Below are 18,555 nucleotides of genomic sequence, written 5' to 3' on the forward strand. Positions count from 1 at the left end.
ATAATTCAAAATTTTACAATTATTATATTAGGAGGTATATATCATGGTTGCATTTTTAAGAATCGTAGGCCAATTAGGCGCTAAAGCTGCTTCATGGGCTTGGGCTAACAAGGGTAAAGTTTTAGATTGGATTAAAAACGGTATGGCTATTGACTGGATTATCAACAAAATTAATGACATGGTAAACTAATTGGTGTAATTACATAGACTAAACCAATTAATTCTAAAAGGATAGGATCTACAGTTCTATCCTTTTTTATATAATGATTATTAATTTTTATACCTTATTTCTACAATCTATTTATCCCCATGCTATCCCTGAAGCCCACTAGCATTAAAGACATTATAACATCCTTCCTTGTTTAACAAAAGAACATATAGAGTAAAATCCTATAATATAATTATATTATTATAGAAATACTCAAAAAACAGCTCCCGATATCTAATTATTAAAAGGGAATATGTATGATATATATTCCCTTTTAAAGTTTAAAAATCCACATTATACTTAAACTCAGTTACATGTCTTTAGACGCTAATCCTTTTCTTTATTTATTCGATTACTTCATATCCTTTGTTTTCATTTTGTCCAATTCTTTTTTCTGTTTATTTTTTAGTTCTTCTCTGCCCTTAATCCAAATTCCTAATAAAATGGCTAAACCACCTAAAATAATTATGATGAATATAAGTGTATTCCCTTTGACAGTTAGAGCCTCAGTTATCCAAAGATATAGGAGTGTTATCACATATACAATAGGTAAACATATTCCCCAATAAACATTTTCTCTTCTTGATAAAAAATATTGAAATCCAATTAATAAAATCGCAATTATAAATCCATATAGACGAAACATTAATTATCCCCTCTTTCATTTTTATATTTTTCAATTATTAATTTTGCATCTTCTAAATTAATACGATCTTCAATGGAAAGTTTTTTGATAAAAGTAATAAACTCCTCATCTTCATCAGTATCATTTACTTTTATTTTTTGAATTAACTTATCTACCCGTACCCTCACCGTGGGATAAGAAACATCATAAATTTTTGCTATTTCTTTCAAAGATCCAGAATGTAAAATGAAATTTTTAATAAATTCAATGTCCTCATTCTCTAAATTTAATAGCCAATTTGGAATCTTTTTAAAATCCATAACCTTCAGCTCCTTTAATTACATTTTAACATAATTAAACAAAAAATCAATTTTATTTTTAATAAAATTGATTTTTTGTTTAACTTTATTAAAAATCATTTTCCCTCAAAGCTTCTTAAACCTGTTTACAAATGAAAAAAAGAAGCAAAAAAAATCAAAAACACGATATTTTAACCCCTCTTACACTCCCATTTGATAATGTGTAAACTACTTTTTGCAACTTTAAACAATATATCTATCTATTACTTGAACTCCCACCATTTGAACTTCGCTTAGAAGTGAAGAATTCCTGCCATCCCTTGTTCGAAGCCAATTCATCTCACACCTACTCACTGGACTGTGACCCTTCCCCCCCTTGAGGAAAGAGTCTTCTTGGCTAAAATGATCAAAAAAGAGCCACCCAGACCAGGGCAGCGCCTACAATAATTGTTATAAACCTATTTATTCTCAAATCATTTATTTCTTTGCTTCCATACCCCATTCTCTTTACGATAAGTATTTTTTCCATTCATGAATCCTGCTGTATTACCAGGAATGATATATTTCTTATTCTTAGACTTCTTCTTCATCCTCTTTTCTTCTTGAACAACTTGCAAATCCACCTTCCATTGTTTCAACAAATCCTTTATACTTCGCATCGAATTTGTACCCCTTATATTGAAATGACAATCCAATAATCACATTATATAAATTTACATATTTTTTCAATAAAAAGAGAGCACCCTGGCTATTGGTGCTCTCAATGTGAATTGGGGTTTATCCTGAGCATTGATTAGGACACGAAGAACTTGTCCTATTGCATTATATGCTTGTCCTTATAATAATGTGCAATAAAAAAAGCACCCTCGCCCAGGCACCAAAAGATACATATATTTTGAGGTAACTAACACGTTAGAAAAGACCCTTCTATATCATTGTATGATTATCAATTATCTTTATACCTAGATGGCTCATTAAATACCTTTAATGTGTAATTTCTATATAACAAAGAAAAAAGCACCTAATACTCATACCCATCAAGCTAAGCTTATATAAGTTAAATTCCACGTGAGATTTTTTCTTTTTTCTAATATATCATTATGTCTCGGTTAAGGAAAAATGTAGAGTTACGCTAAAATAAAGAGTTTGCGCGGTTTAATTAAAACCATCGTTCTGGGATAGTCGCTTTTCTTAGCTTGATAGTGATGTAGTACTAGCCCTAGGGAATGAATCCAATCGAATTTTGTTAAGTACAATCATGACAAGAAAAAGAACATCCTTAACATGTAAGGACGCTCTCTCTTATTTAAGAACAGAAGGTGAAGTCTTTTCTAACCATAAAACTCCATCATATTGTTCGTTAGGAATCATGATTTCTTCTTTATCTTTGTCGCCCCAATAACTTGCTACAGTTGGGGTAAACATCCATGACGTTTCTGGTCGGTTACTTTCTCCCTTTAAGTTTACAAAGACATTTGGATGTCCAACGGTGTTTATTATTTTTTCTACACTTTTTTCTTCATGTTCTGTATGTACAGGAACAATTTTGTTATTTTCAGAGTTCCAACTGCTCCCACTATACGCAAACACTCCAATTGTGTACATTTGGTTTTTAATGTGCTGCGGAAGAAAATCCATCATATTAGGACATACAAAATTGTGTTGTTGATACTTTGTATAATCTAATATCATTTTTGAATTTTGTTTTCGAATGTGATAATTATGTCCCCATACAATTATTTTTTTGTTTTTATACTGCATCTCAGTGAGCCATGCTAAGTTATGAGCCATTTTTTGATCTCGAACATAATCTGGGAATCCTGCGATGTTAGAAGGGATAATACCTCCTTTTAATTTCATAAAACTATCTAGGTGTGTTTTAATTGCATCGATACGTATATTGATTGATTTCTCAAGAAAATTCACGTCATAAGTAGGACTAGGTGCAACTCGAGTCAATTCGGTTTTATGGGTCTGAATAAAAGCTTTTACGTCTTCAAACTTGTTGATTACGGGCTGTATTTCTACTTTATATTGATCATAAGGATACCCACCTTTTAAATTATAGTAATACTTATCCAGTTTGATTAGCTCTGTTACTGCTACATCTAGTTCACTCGCCACTTCAGGATTTAATTTTTGCAACCAGTCTTTCGCATACGAGTAGAATGGAGATCTATAAAATAAATTCATATCAAAACCAGCTAATGTTAGTGGCTTTCCTTTTTCTTTTTGTTCTTTCATATAGGTAAACAATTGTTCAACTTCCTCCGTTTGCCATACACCTTCTAAAGATTGTTTCATCGCTTCAGTAGCGGTTAAGTTATCAATATTTTGTTGAACCGTACTTGCTTCTGCAAATCCTGATTCAAATGCAATTACATCATATCCCATTTGCTCATGTAAGTACTTAATCATACGTATTTTGGATTGATTTATTTCCTTCGCTCCATGCGTACTTTCGCCAAGTACAACAATACGCTTATCTTTTATGGCATCTTTTAGAAAAGATAAATCTTCTGTTGTCTGGGAAGTGGGTTCATTTAATCTTTTTGCATGTCCATTTAGCCATTCCTCCCATTTGGGTTGATCGACAGGTTTTTCTGCTGCAAATGCTACAGATGTGAAGGTAGTACAGGCGAGAAGCGTACTCATTAGCCCGATTTTCCATTTTTTACGCACAACAATGCCTCCAATAATTATATTTTTAGAGATTGAATAGAATCCATATAAAAATTTTACTAATATTCCATTATTTATAATAATATATAGAGAGATTATAAACAATATTAATATTCCGAAAATTTAAAATCCCCTTCATATATAATGAAGAAATTTTCTACCTGGGTTCACCATACAGTTAACAAATGTGAATATCCCCAGAACAAAAATTTTGTGCTAACTTGTACCAAAAAAGCTCATTTTTCCGTTTTGGGGTACTTTTGTATTCTTAGCTTGATGGGCATGGGGTACAGTCAGCATTTCGGAAAAACCACGCTAAGCAAATTTCGACAGAAAAAGAGCCGATTTTACTCTTGATAGGGTAAAATTGGCTCTTTTTCTTAATACACGTATTCCACTAAGAAATTTTATCTGTTCTGCCCCCTAATATTTCAATAATTTCGATGTACTTCTATTCAAATAATATCTTTTATTGTAAATCTTCGAACTCCAACAAAAGTAAATATAATAACAAATAAGCAACTTAAGACATAAAAACTACTAAACTGAAAGAAAGTATGCAAGCCTTCTAGATGAATAGGGTCCATTGCTAATCCTGGTTGCGCAAATGGCCATATATACCCGATATTTAAGTAATGAAATATCATTCCTATACATGTAAAACCAAAATTCATTCCAACTGGAACAGCAAAACTTTTTATAGAAGATGAAAGAAATAATTGTAGTGCAGCAATTGAAAATGTACCAATCCATCCATTGAATGACTAATTTAATAATGAAATCCAAGGAATAGGACTTGTAATACCTAGTAGCTTACCAATTAAGATATAAGCAATTAAAAAAATACTGACCGCTTCCTGTTGCAACCTCTTCTTCATTTCTTTGTCCATTACTGGTAATAATGTTATTTGCTCCATCAATAATCCACCTATTTCTGAATTTTGGTTTTTATATTTACATACGGTACGTGAAATTTTAATATTTCTTTTAGATAACTATGCATTTAAATATTAAAATTTTATTGTGGTTCTCATATAGAGTCACATACGACTTTTTCTCTGTTTATGGTGCTCTTCATAGTAGTAAGAGCCATTTTTCATTAAAGTTTATACAAAAATCTTAATATACAGTTGTTAAAATGTTTGATTGAGTGTTAAAATTCCATATATACTCCTTAGGGAGTTCTCATGTAATTAAACAAGAGTTTAAAAATTCTCGAATCTTAGCCCCTTGGAGCGCCCTCCAAGGGGCTGCAACAATTAAAATAACTTTTTTGATACATTTACGAAACATTTATGTGTTATCTTCAGTAAGTTCTATTCTTTTTATAATATCGTGTGAGCTATACCAAAACGAGAAGCCCTAGGCCCCTAAGCCTAGGGCTTCTTCTTTTAAATACGGATTCTATGCAATTTTATTCTTTTCACAAACTAAATAATTCATTATATGCAATATACAGATATATTAGTTTATGATACCTTTATGAAACATCACGTGTTTCAAATACAACATTTTTGATGGCCTCTTATCTTTCCGTATGGGGTTCTTTTTTCAAATAATGCTTTTGTTTAATTTATATTTAAAAAGTTCATTTTCATAAGGCCTACCATTATGTGCTATACTCATTTTTAAATAATTGTATAAGGAATGTTAAAAATGGATGATAGATCATCAAGACAATGGAAAATGCAACAAAAGTTAAGAGAATTGAAAACAAAAAATAGAAATGATACAAATCCTTTGTTTAATGAATGCCTTGAATCTCTAGGAGACGAAACTCTTATCTTCTCTCAGAAAAAAAGCCAACAGATTGCTACTAATTTAATGAATTTATTTCCTATAACTGTTTCTGGAAGAATAGATTGGGAACAGATAGACAATCAAATAATAGCTTCGAACAAAGAACAACTAATTTCCCTTATTAGAGCAAACCAACTAGATTTTGATGAACAGATTTTTATAATATGGGATAACTATGAAATCCCTGTAGTAAGTACAAATCTGGATAAAGTATTCCAATCACTAGTTGACGTTGATGCAGTCAGTTTTTGTTACTGGCTATTAAATAAAGAATATAGATTCGTAATTGAAATACACGAAGAAGAATTGATTAGGGTTGGATTTCGCTAATACTCTAAGCATATTTCCTCATTCTGCTGTTCTACAAAATTCAAATTTTGTTTTAATCAAATACTTCAATCACATGTAAAAGTTACGTAAAGATTGCTATGATTCAATCGTTACAACTTAGAAACGTTATATAATAAAACATCTAATATTAGGTTTGCATAAAACTACCTTTCTGTACGACATAACTCTTTGCTAGAGGCAAAATCATAGCCCTTTTTATTTAATCTCGCTACTTCCAAAACCATTTTTTCCTCTTTATGATTCTGATAACTCCTCCACATCTTCTAAAGAAAATGAGCCAACATTAACGTTAACAACTTGCTATCCTTTTGACTATATGGGCGATGCTCCAAATCGGTACATAATTGAATCATCTCTTCTTTCCATTAGTTGAGGATGGAAGTCTCCAATACATATTATTAAAATTAAGATGGTTCAGGTCAGAGGAAGGCACCTTAAAGTATCTTTTATTTATGAATAAGAGGTACAGCAGAAATAATAGATTATAAGACAGAGAGATAGTCTGAAACTTCCAAACTATCTTTTTATTTCCTTTCGACATAATATGACAATATAAAGATATATAATTTGATATTATTAACGAGGTAATCTTACATTTTACATAATTGGAGGAACAAACGTGGGAAAAATATTTAAGTTTGGATGCCTAGGCATTATAGCTTTATTTGTAATTGGAATAATTGCTATGGTTGCTGGTGGTGGAGATTCAACAGAAAAAACTTCGACAGACACTACAGCAGTATCAAAAGAAGGTGTATCTTCTGATGTAAAAATCGCTGTAGGATCTATGGAAACAGTAGATTCTGTGGGTAATGAATATACAAAGGAACAAGCACAAGGTGTCTTTAAAATTTTAGAAGTTACACTTACTAATAATCAAAAAGATGCCATCACTGTTGATGCTAATAGTTTTAAATTGGTAGATAACAAAGGTCGTGAATTCACATATTCAACACAAGGTCAAACATCTTTTGACTTAACTAATGGTGGGAAAACTGACTTCTTCTTAAAACAATTGAATCCTGGTCTAACACAGACAGGTAAAATTGTATTTGATATACCAAAAGATGCTGAAGGCATTTTCTTAAAAGCTAGTGGCGGTATGACTGGTAAAGAAATTAAGTTAAAAGTTGAATAGTTGAAGGCACTCGAAAGAGTGCTTTTATTCTTTCTCAGTGCCTAAAATTACTTAATGCGTTAAAATAATATTTGGATGGAAGTCCAATACATATTATTAAAGTTAAAGTGGGTTAAATCGCAAGGCACATTTGGGTGTCTTTTCTTTTGTACATTATATCTATTATACACAAAAGGCATTACTGTATTAGTATTACGGTAATGCCTTTTGTGTATAATAAAAGAAGAGATTCGCTAACATCTCTTCTTTTAACTGCTACCGTCAGGGTGATGGTTATTCATTTATTTTTTACGAAACTCACCCTTTTGCTTCCGACAGCGACGAGGAGTGGGGTTTTTGCTGTCTTTTTCTAAAAACATACACAGAAGCTTCACCTACAATGGCTTTCACAAATTCTTTTAGAAGCTCAAACAAAAACTCCATAGGTATATTCCCCCTTTCCTTCCAAATGGAAAGAAGGGATAACCAATCAACCTCACAATATACCGTTAATTCTGTTCTATCATACTAGTACAATCTAACCCATAAAAAAAACCACCATTACTGGCAGTCTTTTAGGTAGTTTTAGAAATAAAATTATAACATATTAATATATAGATAACAAATATACTTTTCCCAAGATACTATAATTTTTTATAATTCTTGATTTCTCAATCTTCATTGCATGATAAATTTTCCTATGACAATTAACAAATAACATTAAAATTATCAATCCATTAGATTATTAGCAAAAACTGGTTATACATATAATATTTTGGTAAAATATAGATATAATTTAAGAAGATAAAGTTAATATAGATCAACTAAGTAATGCAAAGAAAATGTTTTATTGCATAAAAAAAGGCTCCGTTACTGGAGCACTCAAAATAAAATAAACAAACGAATTAAAACAAGAAACAGACAATTTAACTATATAGATAAAATATATTAAAATCTATATATATGCAATATTACATATAAAAATCCTCTACTTATTGATGCTATAATAGGCTTACTTGATGATTATTATATTTTTTATGGTTTTTAAGCAATACAATACCTTCTTAACACCAATTGTACAGGTAAAAGAGGACATCTTAACCATTTTCTTTTTTAGTATAATACTTCTAAACCAATAAGAAAGCCTCCTTATTGGAGGCTTTTGATGATATAGCCTATTTTCCGTTGTAGTAAGAGTCAGATTTATTATCTTTTAAACCACTTTTGTTATACTAAGGTAACAGGAATCAACATATATCAACGTTTTATACATACTTAAAACATATAAAACAATAATATATAAAAGTGTTATTTATACTTGTCTATCCAATCATTTATAGCTCCAGGAATATTTTTTGTAGTACTTTTTACTTCTTCAACAATATAAGACAAAAATTCTGTCCACGAAAATTCTTCTTCATATGGATTATTTTGATTAATAAACTTTATAATCTTTTTTAACTCCTTTAGTCTTCCAGAGTCTAATTGTTCTTGTAAATACATTTTAAAATATTTGTTTATAATGGCTGAGTTTTTTAAACTCACTTCCAGCAATATTGCTGTAGCTTTAGAAGGTGTTACATCTAATGCATAGGCTAAACTGTTTATCTTTTCAGCGATTTCCTGTGTAAAACGAATTGTAATACGATCTGTCAGACCGTCTATCTTTTGACGTTGTAAAGACGTTCTTTCTAGGTCCCCAATATAGCATGTATTTCCGAACACTAAATCTCTTCTAAAGTATTCTGATAAAAGGTCCATTACTTGTTTAGAATATAAACCAATCGAACAAATCTGCTCTGCTACATCTTTTACTGGAGTAGTAGTTATATAGGAAATCCGTGAAATTGTTTCTTTAAGATTAATAGAAACAGTTGGTTTAATGTCCTTTTTTTTATCTGAACGTGTCTTCCTCTGTTTTTCTTCTATTTTCATTTTGCCCTCCATTTTCATACTTTAAGTTTTAACCAGTGTCCTAGTGTCCTAGATTTATTTTATGTATATGTGGTAGGGAAGAGGGGTATGTATAAATTTTTACTAATCTGTTAAACATAGAAATAAATACGGAAGGGGAGAGGATCTTTATGCGATTATCAAAAGAAGAAGCTAAAAAAATCGCAAAGATAGGTATTGAAGCGAGAAAAAAATATAATTTACCAGGAAAGAAAAAAAAGCAAAATAAAATTATTTTAGACAATAAAAAATAATAAAATATTTTATTAAACTTGTGCAAAAAAGAAAATATAGTCCAGCTATAATTTCTCTTTTATTATTTACTAACAAACTCATTAAACTTATAATTAATATATATAAATTATAGGTTTAACGGAGGAGTTTATGAAGAAAAAGATATTCATGGGAGCCTTAATTGTAATCATCATTCTGGGTGTTACTCTTGGTTTCTTAGTAAACAAAGCAAATAATATGAAGAATGAATTCACAGGATTTAGAGAAGAACTTGACAAAGACTTCTTCCCACTACTTAAGGATACTAAAGAACATTTTGAAGCTGTAGTTCAAAAAGGAAACTCCTACGCGTTAGAGAGTTGGTATCTTACAGGAGATGGAATGAATAATACCCTAAAGTATAATGCTAAGATAAAAGAAATAAGGGATAGAATTGTGAATAAAGATGTTAAGAACCAAGATACACTTGAGTTGAAGAAAAATGTTTTAAACTCATTATCTTTAATGGAAACTGCTTTAAAAGACATTAACACTTTTTACAAGAATGAAAACTCTCATTTACTATGGGACATGCTAAGTGAAGACACAGATAAGTTAACAAAGAACATTTCAGAACAAAACAAGATATTAGCTAAGTATTACAAATAAGAATCCATAAATAGGATTTTCATTTAAAAATTCTTTAGATTTGGAAAGCCTAAATGAACAGAAAGGAAACCATATTAATTAATCTTTTTCAAAATGGTTTCCTTTTATTAATTATATCTTATAGGTTTACAAAACATTTTTAATCAAAAAACATTTCAAATCTACAATAGATTTTATTAAAATTACTAATAAAAAAATACATTTGGATATTGCAAATGTCATTATGTTAAGTAAATCTCCCATTATTTATTAATAAATAATGTATCAGATAAAATCTGTGTCTTATGCCTTGAAACGGTTATTTACCATTTTTTAATAATTCAATTGCCTTAGCAGCAGCTTCATTAGTTGAAAGACCTAACTTTTCACCCTCATTATGGAACATTTCATACATTTTAAGTGCATCATGTGCCACTTCAAACATCTTCTTATTGTCTTTAAAAGCATATGTTTTAAGACGAACATGATCTTCTTCTAAAACCTTAGTTGTATGTGTAGCATATATTGCCTTTGACTGTTGCTCACCTTTTGTTAAAGGATTTGATTTTCCAGATCTAAACTCATTTGTGTTAATATCTTTAAAGCTCATTCTTTTCCAATCCTTTCTATTAACTCATTAACTACACTTTGATACATATCTAATACCGCTTTATCATGCATATCTTCATTAGTAATACCATTTTTACTAAACAATTTTATACGTTCACGTTTCATTATTTGTGAATTAAATAAATGATCACTAAATATCTTCTTAGAGTCTTCAAGCACTTCATTATCGACTTTTCCCTTTTTTGTAACCAAATAAGGAATAACTCCAGCTAATTTAATATTCTCATTATAGTCAAGAAGGTCTTTTAAATACTCAATAAACTTTACAGATGATGCAAAGGACTGTTGATGTGTTTGCATAATAAGAGCCACATAATCACTAGCTACAATTGCATTATTGGTAAATTCACTGATTGTTGGCGGAACATCAATAATAATATAATCGTAATCTTCTTTGATTTGATCAATTAGATATTTTAATAGATAAAATCTCTTTGTTTTATCACTAGTTAAGTCATATAAATGTGCTGGAAATCCTACTAAATCCAAATCACTTGGGAAGATATCTAACTCTGAATTTGCTTTAACAACACATTTAAGCAGATCCTCTTCTTGAATTGCTTCAAAAAGACTAGTTTTTACATTTGAATCCATATTGAATGTATTAAACATGATTTCAGTAGCATTAGCTTGTGGATCAAAGTCAATTAATCCAACCTTTTTTCCTTGCTTCTGTAATAAGTATGCTAAGATAGTTGCAAAAGTTGTTTTACCAACTCCACCTTTGAAATTAGAAATTGTAATTACTGTCATTTTTCATTTCTCCTTTTGTGTTATTCTACTTAATTTTACACTTTTACACAAGTAAAAAAGTGTAAAAACCAATTAATAATAATCTTTAATTTCTCCACTAATCTTTTTTCAAGTTCTTCACCATTTAATTGCATGAGAGCATTTAAATGGATTTCATCAATTAAAACAATCCACTCTATAAGATGGAATCTTTCAGTTTCAACCACTTGGTTCATATTTCTACATTATTTTACACTTTGCTATTTTTATACTTTTACACTATATAGTTTTAGAGAATAACTATTTTGTTTTCTCCTTTAAACCTACGCTTTTATCTTAGCAATTCTCTTAATAATGCCTAAATTGAACATAATCCGCTTAATCTCCCTAACCCCTTATGTATTTCATATGCTATTTCAAATTAAATCAAACCAACACTTACTTCTTTAATCATGTTTTAACGTCTTTTTTTACACTTTAGTTATAATAGAAGATAGTCTCAACTCATTTATTCCCCTATACTAAATGTTTTTATACCAAATCTAACTAAACAAATAGAGGTTGCAACTATTAAATCATAAATTTACATTGAAAAGGGTTGGCTTCTATACTTCTTACCCCATAAATAATTTAGCTTTCTTCCAATCATTGACTTGAGATTCACTACTAATAGAACTAATTATTTTTTAAATCCTTTCAAATTAAATGTTTATAAATAAATTAATATGTTAGAAAATAAAAATAATATGATATTATTATTTATGTAATATTCATTCCAAAAAAGGGGGATTTTTCATGTTTAAAAAAGTAATAATTGGAGCATTAGCAACTGGAATTATGTTATCTGGTGCTGGAGGAGTATTTGCGGAAATCCCCACTGATACAAGTGTAAAATTGAAAACAATTGATAATAAAAAAAGTTTTGTTAAAAAACTTGAAAAACAAGACTTCCCTGGCTACAAATCAAAAAAGGAAATACCTGCTGTAAAAGAGTGGAATGGGGTGACTTGGTATTTAAAAGGAGCAACTGAAGTAAGTAAAAATTCATGGACAGGACATTATGAAGGATGGCGAACAAGTAATAATTAAGAAACTTAATTAAGTGTTTTCAAAGAAAATACTTACAAGGTTTATTTTCATTTATACTCAAATAAAAGCAAAAAGACAGCAATAAATCAGCTGTCTTTTCTTTTTTTATCTATAGATATTCTATTTTTTAGGCATCCATGTATGTCCACAATTCATACAACCATTGACAATATTTTTTCTACCAATAAATCCACTGAATAAAGTTATAGGTGCCCCTAGTAGCATAATAAACCAAACAATAAGTATGGCTATACCAAAAAGAGGGGAATCTATAGGGATTATATTATCAATAGAAGCTAGTCCAGCTATAAGTGTAGCTAACATAAGAAACAGAATTAAAAACATCCTTTTAAAATTATAACCACGTTTATTACCAACTATTTGATCAGATTTACATCTCCTACAAACAACCCGCCTAGTTACCTTTTCTTTTTCTACTGTCATGTCCAATCATCCTTTTTAACTATAAATTTTAATAAATTAATTATAAAATATATAAACTACAATAAGATACAAATATTATCAAAATAAGAAATAGAACCCTAAAAATCAGTTTCTTTTTCTTATTTTCCAAAGTAAACTTTTGAATAGAAGTTTACTTTCGGTTATTGTTAAAACAATCACCCCAGCATACCATCAAACATTTTGGAATGGCACCAATAAGGAGGCACTCATGAAAACTATTTTAATAATTATTCGTGGAAACTCAGGATCCGGAAAAAGCACAGTAGCCCGACAACTACAGCTACTCCTAAAAGACGCCCTACTAGTTCCACAAGATGTGGTTCGTAGAGACATGCTTCGTGTAAAAGATGATGTCGGAAACTTATCTGTTGAACTTATCAAACAAATAGCACTGTACGGTATGAATAAAGTAAAATATGTAATTGTAGAAGGCATTCTAAGCAATAGTAAGTACAAAACTATGCTTACAGAACTAATTGATACATTTGAAGAAACTCATGTCTATTACTATGACATTTCTCTCAAAGAAACAATGGTTAGGCATAAAACCAAGCCCAACAAAAACGATTTTGGCCAAGCTGAATTAACCGCTTGGTACATTGCCAAAGATTTTCTAGATTTACCAAACGAGAAAACTATTTCTGAAACTATGTCAGTAGATGAAACTGTCAAAATGATTATCTCTGATATTGAAACTGTTTCTAAAACATCTGAAGCAAATCTTGACGAATAAGCCTCTATAATTAGGCCAATTACGAAAACATTTTCCTACTTAAAACAGAAAGAGTCCTAAATTAATAGGACTCTTTTTTTACTCTTATCAAATGTAAACTTTTAAATATTAGTTTACTTTCATAACCTTGATTTTATTGGTTTTATCGCAACTTACCCATTTCCCTCAAAAATGACTAAAAAAGTATACATTCAAAATGCCATAAATAAAGAATCCAAAAACTCTATAAAAAAACAAACATCTCATTAATATAAAACTGATTCGAAGTAGTTCACATCACTCCGAGGACTATCCAAAGTAATAATGACCTATACTGAAAATAAATATAGACGCTTAGATGAAATGGGTGATCAATATGTATATGCCAATGGAACAAGAGATTAGAGGATATTTAATTAGGGTGTTTTTGCCCAAATCCCCAAAATGGGGGAATTAGCTTAATTTATTAGAAATAAATACATCATGTCAAAAAGTACACTTTATGACATAGCTAGAAATCCTGAATTTTTCATTTCAAAAATACAACTTATACGTATTTGAAATGTGTCAATTAAACTGTATATGTTTTGACATGTTCATTTTTAAAAGAAGTTAAAACTCTTTATTTATAAGGATTTTGTTAATAATTTGCTTGCTATTCCCCTATTTCGAGGGGATGGGCAAAAATATCCTGTAATAACCGTGAGAATAGAGAGCGTAAAAATTCCACCGCTTTTGGTGTTTAACCTAAGATTCAGTCCTTCCGGACTGATAAGGACGCCAGTTTCTGATTCTAAAACACCACATAATCGAGTCAGAGAATAACTCGCAATATCTTGCCCCATTCCAATACATAATAAAGATAGATCTTGTGCCCGAAATTTACTTGTACGTTGAACAAACTGAGCTTGTTTGTTTGGCAAGTTCGGTTAATGCTTTTGGTGAAAAGCTACGTTGTAATTCTTCTGCAAGTAGTCGAAACACTTAAGAGCTAGAAAGTTTTTTCATAGATATTCCTCCACTTTTTCTTCAATTTTATACAATAGAAAGAAAGAGCTGAGAAGATAGCTACCATTTGTGATACGTATAATTTCTACTACATCGTGGGGTTAGAATTCAATGAAGATATATCAGATTTAAGGAAAGCAATCAAAGATTACAAACGACCAGCAAATATTTATGAGAATTGCCCTTGTAACAGTGGTAAGAAATACAAATTTTGTTGTATGAACAAAGAAATTAAGTTGGATATATAAAAACGAGATACTCCCATTTTTTCGGTTTGGGGGTATCTCATTTCCCTTAGCTTGATGACGATGTTGCTGTACCCCCACTAGAGTACCTCAATATACTTAATTCGGAATGACTCAGATGAATCGAACACCCGTCCCCTTAGCGTATTTCAGTGTATTCCCCACCGTATATACGATATGGGCATTGCCGAGATGATCATAAGTCAAGGACGGCATAACGCCGCCGTCAGGATTGACGACTTCAATGACCCATTCGCCGAACCGGTTGCGCGATGCTAATTTGAGTGTATTTTTGTCTCCAAAGGCTATACGATAATTATCACTCCCAGGAGCCCTTGCTAACGAAGGAACAACGGCAAAAACAGTCTCCGCCACAGTCTCTTGGTGTAACTCAGGCAAACTAAGGTCAAAAACAGATGCCTTTAACCTGTTATTCGTAATGTCAGCATACGCTACACACCATTCAGTTTCTGACACGATGGAAGTAGGTCGCACCACTCTGAAATGACCATCTTCGATGAGTGATGTATACCCGATCGTGCCTTCATAGGGGTCGTTAATTCTCGTCGCGAGAACCCTTGTATGTGGTTCAGGCCCTCCCTCATCTCGTTCCTCGGTATACGCAATGAGGAATGTACCTGACGAATCATCGAACGCCATTGAGGGGAACCGACCGACATCGAACCCGCTACGTTCGGCTACTATCATTCTCTTAAATTGCCCATCTACTTTTCTCGTGTAGCCGAGTGCGTCCGACGTTAAGTCGTGAAAAGCAAAGTGTGGAGTGTCGCGAAGTTCGGGAGACAATCGCCCTGCGTGAAGCCTAAAAGCAAAGTGCGAGACGTCACCTGGATTGTTAAAACGGTTCGTCGGGACAGGCGTGAATGTCCATTGCTCGTTCCGCTTAACACCATAGATGAGATGGCCGGTACTATATCCGATATAGGTGACGTGCGGATTACCCTCAGAGTCGATTTCTAGGACAACCGGGTTCTCGTCTGAGCCACGAACGAGCCCTGCACTGAATACTTTCTCAATACTCCATTCACCGTTAGCATCCCTACTGGCCAGCATCAGTTGTAGATCAGAACTGACATAAGAAATATGAGGATTGTTGTTCTTATCAAGCGCCAACCAAGCTTGCCCGTGGACGGTGCCTGGGACGTCCACCGTCTCAAATGTAAACTGTGCCATGGTGATTCCCCCTTATCTTGATTCTAGTTTCCTGATAGTATATTTGACCGTTTATGGTTTAGATGATTGTCTATTCATAATTAGGTTAGTGTCTAACATTTATTCGGAATCCACCGACGATGCTGATTCATCCACGCACATTTAGAAACCTATTTTTTTGATCTAGTTTTGCTAAGACTTTCTTGGATGTAGAAGAAGCAAGGGGAACGAATTCAATAAAGAAAGTACGAGAGATTGATTTAGCCCTACTCAATTACATAGACAAAATTTGATAGATATCATACTCAGATTTTATGTCCACATACTAGCTTTTTTGGGGTTCTGTTGCAAAGATTTATAAACTGAGCTAACCTGTAGAAAAAGTGTGAGCAGGAGAATGATATATGGGATATTTTAAAGAAAAACGACAATAGTAGCCGTCGGCTACTATTGTCGTTTTTCTTTAAGTTATCGAGATGTATCTGAGATCCTCAAGGAACGTGATGTATCGGTTCACCCCACAACCATCATGCGATGGGTTCATGAATATGGCAATCTCATCTATCAAATCTGGAAAAAGAAAAATAAAGCTTCCCAATCATCATGGCATTTGGATGAAACCTATATCAAAGTTAAAGGAGAATGGCGTTATCTCTATCGTGCAATTGATAAAGATGGTCATACACTGGACTTTCAACTTCGAAAAACACGGAATCATCAAGCTGCCTATGCTTTCATGAAAAGATTAGGGAAACATTTTGGAGAACCGTCGGTTCTCATAACAGACCAAGCTCCTGCATTACTTTGTGCTTTCAAAAAGTTGAAGAAAAACGGGTTTTATGACCATACAAAGCATTGTACCATCAAACAGTTCAATAATCTTATTGAACAAGATCATCGTCATGTGAAACGTCGATTTGTTAAATCGTCTGGGTTTCAAAACCTTCGCCATGCTTCTCGCACAATAAAAGGAATCGAGACAATTCAAGCTCTATATAAACAGAAACGAAGTCTTCAATCAGACTCCGTCTTTTCGGCGTACAATGAATTACAGCAATTACTAGCCACTGCATAAATATTGCTGCACATTTATCAACCTGTTTATGCTTTTTTCAAACTTTGCAACAGAATCGAAATTTGTATAAGTATGGAAATCACCCAATTATGTATAGACAATCATCCAAGAAGTATATAGTCAAATAAAATAATAGGGGGAAATTGGTTGCAATAGGAAAGGTTTAATTTGTATAAAAAATTAACTGAAAAACTTTCATTCGTCTATCCATCCCAATATTATAGTATAAGAAATACCCTTCAATATTACAGTTTCTCTAACTACATGATACATTTCCAAACAATAACGAGGAGGGAGAGTAAAAACAATGCCATTTAAATTTAGGAACGAGACTAATTTAACTGTGTGGTTAGCAGCCGCCTGGTATGAACCAACATGTAGAAGCAAATGGAGAAAAAAAGGATGGTTTCACATGGCCCCTGGACAGACGGTAACGTTATGGCCCGGATCGGCTACGTATAGTGATGTTTACTTCTTTGCTAGGGATACAAATGAAACTAGGAAGTGGGAAGGAAATGAATATAATGTTGTCCTCCCTTTAGGACACATGGATTTTTCTAATGGATTAGACTACTATTTCGATCGATGTTGGGGCGATCCCAATACTGAGCCAAATAAGATACGTCGTGGGTTGATTGGAATCAGGGCTACAGCTGATGATTTCACATACCCCATTCGTTAGACGGGATGAAAGATAAAATGCTATCCGTTTATTATTATTCGGTCTATTTTATCAAAGTAAACGTCAAGTAACTTATATATATGTAAGTTAATATAATGTCCTGTTATTGGTATGAAAAAAGGATCTTTGATTGGAAGATCCTTTTAGCTATTATTGAACTCAATTTTTTTTTAGTTGAATTAAAAAAACTGTTATAACAGTCGTTTATTTTAAATTAAAGTGTCTATAGTTTTTAAGTAGACATTTTCAAAATAAATTCTACAATTAACCACAAATATTAGTAGCTCTACTAATTAAGCTCCAAATTCGTGGAATAATTTTGTTTGTTATCTTATCATAATCTGGACCAGTAACAACTACAACTTCGTAAAATCGATATTGATCAATTCTTAAATGCATAATAACAACTGTATGATCATCATCGGTTGTGCAGACAACTGCGCTGCTATGATTAATTACATTTGAATAGTAATACCTTAACTCATTTGCTATGCACTCCTTGTGTCGTTCAATGTCTGAATAACTGTTTATAAGTGCTCTATAATTGATCGATGGATGAGCCAATAATTTTCCTCCTCAGAAATATTTTTTAAATTACTAAGATTGTATTGAATTGTTTATGTTCGTGTATATTGTCTATACATAATTGTGCTATTACCTATAAAAAATGACACTAAAAAAAAGCCCTTTTGGAGCTGTTAGTTTTAATATAAGATTCGATGATATAGGAAGTTAAATGAACTTTTCCTCTTTTTAGTACACTATATAATTTAATAAAATTGTATCATGCAGAATAAATGATTCGTTATAAAAGATGGATTTACAGGATACTTATGGTAGGATTACAT

General features: G+C 31.7%; 24 protein-coding genes. 11 read left to right on the plus strand and 13 right to left on the minus strand.

What is annotated here, in order from left to right; all coding sequences use genetic code 11:
* Positions 1–43 precede the first annotated feature (43 nt).
* Positions 44–190: an aureocin A53 family class IId bacteriocin gene (locus tag ACTFSL_RS29320; RefSeq protein ID WP_063539054.1), complete on the plus strand. Its 147-nt coding sequence runs from the start codon at positions 44–46 to the stop codon at positions 188–190.
* A 370-nt stretch (positions 191–560) separates the two neighbouring features.
* Here the strand turns inward: ACTFSL_RS29320 and ACTFSL_RS29325 are convergent, their stop codons facing one another.
* From ACTFSL_RS29325 to ACTFSL_RS29345, 5 genes are all read right to left on the minus strand, one after another.
* Positions 561–854, minus strand: coding sequence for a hypothetical protein (locus tag ACTFSL_RS29325; RefSeq protein ID WP_063539052.1), 294 nt, complete (start codon positions 852–854; stop codon positions 561–563).
* Positions 854–1,153 (minus strand): DUF2089 family protein, encoded by a 300-nt coding sequence (locus tag ACTFSL_RS29330; protein WP_046945618.1) that lies wholly within the window; start codon positions 1,151–1,153, stop codon positions 854–856. Before ACTFSL_RS29330 ends, ACTFSL_RS29325 begins: the two co-directional genes overlap by 1 nt.
* A 452-nt stretch (positions 1,154–1,605) precedes the next feature.
* A complete protein-coding gene (locus ACTFSL_RS29335; protein WP_063539050.1) occupies positions 1,606–1,791 on the minus strand; it encodes a hypothetical protein in 186 nt (61 codons plus the stop codon).
* Between the two features lie 643 nt (positions 1,792–2,434).
* Positions 2,435–3,814: an erythromycin esterase family protein gene (locus ACTFSL_RS29340; protein WP_063539048.1), complete on the minus strand. Its 1,380-nt coding sequence runs from the start codon at positions 3,812–3,814 to the stop codon at positions 2,435–2,437.
* Positions 3,815–4,578: 764 nt separating this feature from the next.
* A complete protein-coding gene (locus tag ACTFSL_RS29345) occupies positions 4,579–4,731 on the minus strand; it encodes a hypothetical protein (protein WP_228546540.1) in 153 nt (50 codons plus the stop codon).
* A 739-nt stretch (positions 4,732–5,470) separates the two neighbouring features.
* On the opposite strand from ACTFSL_RS29345, the gene ACTFSL_RS29350 reads away from it, so the two are divergent.
* The 3 genes from ACTFSL_RS29350 to ACTFSL_RS29360 all read left to right on the plus strand — a co-directional run bounded on the left by ACTFSL_RS29350 (position 5,471) and on the right by ACTFSL_RS29360 (position 7,103).
* Complete coding sequence (locus ACTFSL_RS29350; RefSeq protein ID WP_063539046.1) at positions 5,471–5,944, plus strand: CDI toxin immunity protein; 474 nt, start codon at positions 5,471–5,473, stop codon at positions 5,942–5,944.
* A 223-nt stretch (positions 5,945–6,167) separates the two neighbouring features.
* The gene (locus ACTFSL_RS29355; RefSeq protein WP_154818504.1) at positions 6,168–6,338 is read left to right on the plus strand and encodes a sortase domain-containing protein; all 171 of its coding nucleotides are present in this window, start codon (positions 6,168–6,170) and stop codon (positions 6,336–6,338) included.
* A gap of 246 nt (positions 6,339–6,584) precedes the next feature.
* Positions 6,585–7,103: a DUF4352 domain-containing protein gene (locus tag ACTFSL_RS29360; protein ID WP_063539044.1), complete on the plus strand. Its 519-nt coding sequence runs from the start codon at positions 6,585–6,587 to the stop codon at positions 7,101–7,103.
* A 297-nt stretch (positions 7,104–7,400) separates the two neighbouring features.
* Here ACTFSL_RS29360 and ACTFSL_RS29365 read toward each other — a convergent pair whose 3' ends face one another.
* Together ACTFSL_RS29365 and ACTFSL_RS29370 are read right to left on the minus strand one after the other, a co-directional pair.
* Positions 7,401–7,526 carry a hypothetical protein gene (locus tag ACTFSL_RS29365; protein WP_265939523.1) on the minus strand — a complete coding sequence of 42 codons (126 nt, stop codon included), beginning with the start codon at positions 7,524–7,526 and terminating at the stop codon, positions 7,401–7,403.
* Positions 7,527–8,390: 864 nt separating this feature from the next.
* Positions 8,391–9,017, minus strand: a complete 627-nt coding sequence (locus tag ACTFSL_RS29370) for a hypothetical protein (RefSeq protein WP_063539043.1) — start codon at positions 9,015–9,017, stop codon at positions 8,391–8,393.
* 149 nt (positions 9,018–9,166) lie between these two features.
* Between ACTFSL_RS29370 and ACTFSL_RS29375 the strand changes: the two genes are divergently transcribed.
* Together ACTFSL_RS29375 and ACTFSL_RS29380 are read left to right on the plus strand one after the other, a co-directional pair.
* A complete protein-coding gene (locus ACTFSL_RS29375; RefSeq protein WP_255253821.1) occupies positions 9,167–9,289 on the plus strand; it encodes a hypothetical protein in 123 nt (40 codons plus the stop codon).
* Between the two features lie 130 nt (positions 9,290–9,419).
* Positions 9,420–9,917 (plus strand): hypothetical protein, encoded by a 498-nt coding sequence (locus ACTFSL_RS29380; RefSeq protein WP_063539041.1) that lies wholly within the window; start codon positions 9,420–9,422, stop codon positions 9,915–9,917.
* Positions 9,918–10,215: 298 nt separating this feature from the next.
* Here ACTFSL_RS29380 and ACTFSL_RS29385 read toward each other — a convergent pair whose 3' ends face one another.
* Genes ACTFSL_RS29385 through ACTFSL_RS29395 form a run of 3 tightly spaced genes read right to left on the minus strand, consistent with a single transcriptional unit; the run spans position 10,216 to position 11,494 of the window.
* A complete protein-coding gene (locus tag ACTFSL_RS29385; RefSeq protein WP_061667675.1) occupies positions 10,216–10,506 on the minus strand; it encodes a hypothetical protein in 291 nt (96 codons plus the stop codon).
* On the minus strand, positions 10,503–11,279 hold the full coding sequence (locus ACTFSL_RS29390; RefSeq protein ID WP_063539039.1) for a ParA family protein: 777 nt from the start codon (positions 11,277–11,279) through the stop codon (positions 10,503–10,505). The genes ACTFSL_RS29385 and ACTFSL_RS29390 overlap by 4 nt, the downstream gene beginning before the upstream one ends.
* Positions 11,280–11,314: 35 nt before the next feature.
* Positions 11,315–11,494, minus strand: a complete 180-nt coding sequence (locus ACTFSL_RS29395; protein WP_098033050.1) for a hypothetical protein — start codon at positions 11,492–11,494, stop codon at positions 11,315–11,317.
* A gap of 559 nt (positions 11,495–12,053) precedes the next feature.
* On the opposite strand from ACTFSL_RS29395, the gene ACTFSL_RS29400 reads away from it, so the two are divergent.
* Entirely contained in the window at positions 12,054–12,347 is a 294-nt protein-coding gene (locus ACTFSL_RS29400) for an LCI fold-containing protein (protein WP_063539037.1), read from the plus strand.
* A 120-nt stretch (positions 12,348–12,467) separates the two neighbouring features.
* Here the strand turns inward: ACTFSL_RS29400 and ACTFSL_RS29405 are convergent, their stop codons facing one another.
* Positions 12,468–12,791 (minus strand): hypothetical protein, encoded by a 324-nt coding sequence (locus ACTFSL_RS29405; protein WP_063539035.1) that lies wholly within the window; start codon positions 12,789–12,791, stop codon positions 12,468–12,470.
* Positions 12,792–13,020: 229 nt separating this feature from the next.
* On the opposite strand from ACTFSL_RS29405, the gene ACTFSL_RS29410 reads away from it, so the two are divergent.
* Both ACTFSL_RS29410 and ACTFSL_RS29415 read left to right on the plus strand, forming a co-directional pair.
* A complete protein-coding gene (locus ACTFSL_RS29410) occupies positions 13,021–13,545 on the plus strand; it encodes an AAA family ATPase (protein ID WP_153579927.1) in 525 nt (174 codons plus the stop codon).
* 1,082 nt (positions 13,546–14,627) lie between these two features.
* A complete protein-coding gene (locus ACTFSL_RS29415; RefSeq protein WP_258009809.1) occupies positions 14,628–14,780 on the plus strand; it encodes an SEC-C metal-binding domain-containing protein in 153 nt (50 codons plus the stop codon).
* A gap of 111 nt (positions 14,781–14,891) precedes the next feature.
* On the opposite strand, the gene ACTFSL_RS29420 is transcribed toward ACTFSL_RS29415, so the two are convergent.
* Entirely contained in the window at positions 14,892–15,971 is a 1,080-nt protein-coding gene (locus tag ACTFSL_RS29420) for a hypothetical protein (protein ID WP_063539033.1), read from the minus strand.
* 409 nt (positions 15,972–16,380) lie between these two features.
* Here ACTFSL_RS29420 and ACTFSL_RS29425 point away from each other — a divergent pair, with 409 nt between their 5' ends.
* Together ACTFSL_RS29425 and ACTFSL_RS29430 are read left to right on the plus strand one after the other, a co-directional pair.
* Complete coding sequence (locus tag ACTFSL_RS29425; protein ID WP_063539031.1) at positions 16,381–17,025, plus strand: IS6 family transposase; 645 nt, start codon at positions 16,381–16,383, stop codon at positions 17,023–17,025.
* A gap of 307 nt (positions 17,026–17,332) precedes the next feature.
* Positions 17,333–17,707, plus strand: coding sequence for a DUF1036 domain-containing protein (locus ACTFSL_RS29430; protein WP_063539029.1), 375 nt, complete (start codon positions 17,333–17,335; stop codon positions 17,705–17,707).
* 264 nt (positions 17,708–17,971) lie between these two features.
* On the opposite strand, the gene ACTFSL_RS29435 is transcribed toward ACTFSL_RS29430, so the two are convergent.
* Positions 17,972–18,271, minus strand: a complete 300-nt coding sequence (locus tag ACTFSL_RS29435) for a hypothetical protein (RefSeq protein ID WP_063539027.1) — start codon at positions 18,269–18,271, stop codon at positions 17,972–17,974.
* Positions 18,272–18,555 lie beyond the last annotated feature (284 nt).

The sequence above is a fragment of the Bacillus cereus group sp. MYBK108-1 genome, assembly GCF_051917185.1.
GTDB classification, from domain to species: domain Bacteria; phylum Bacillota; class Bacilli; order Bacillales; family Bacillaceae_G; genus Bacillus_A; species Bacillus_A cereus.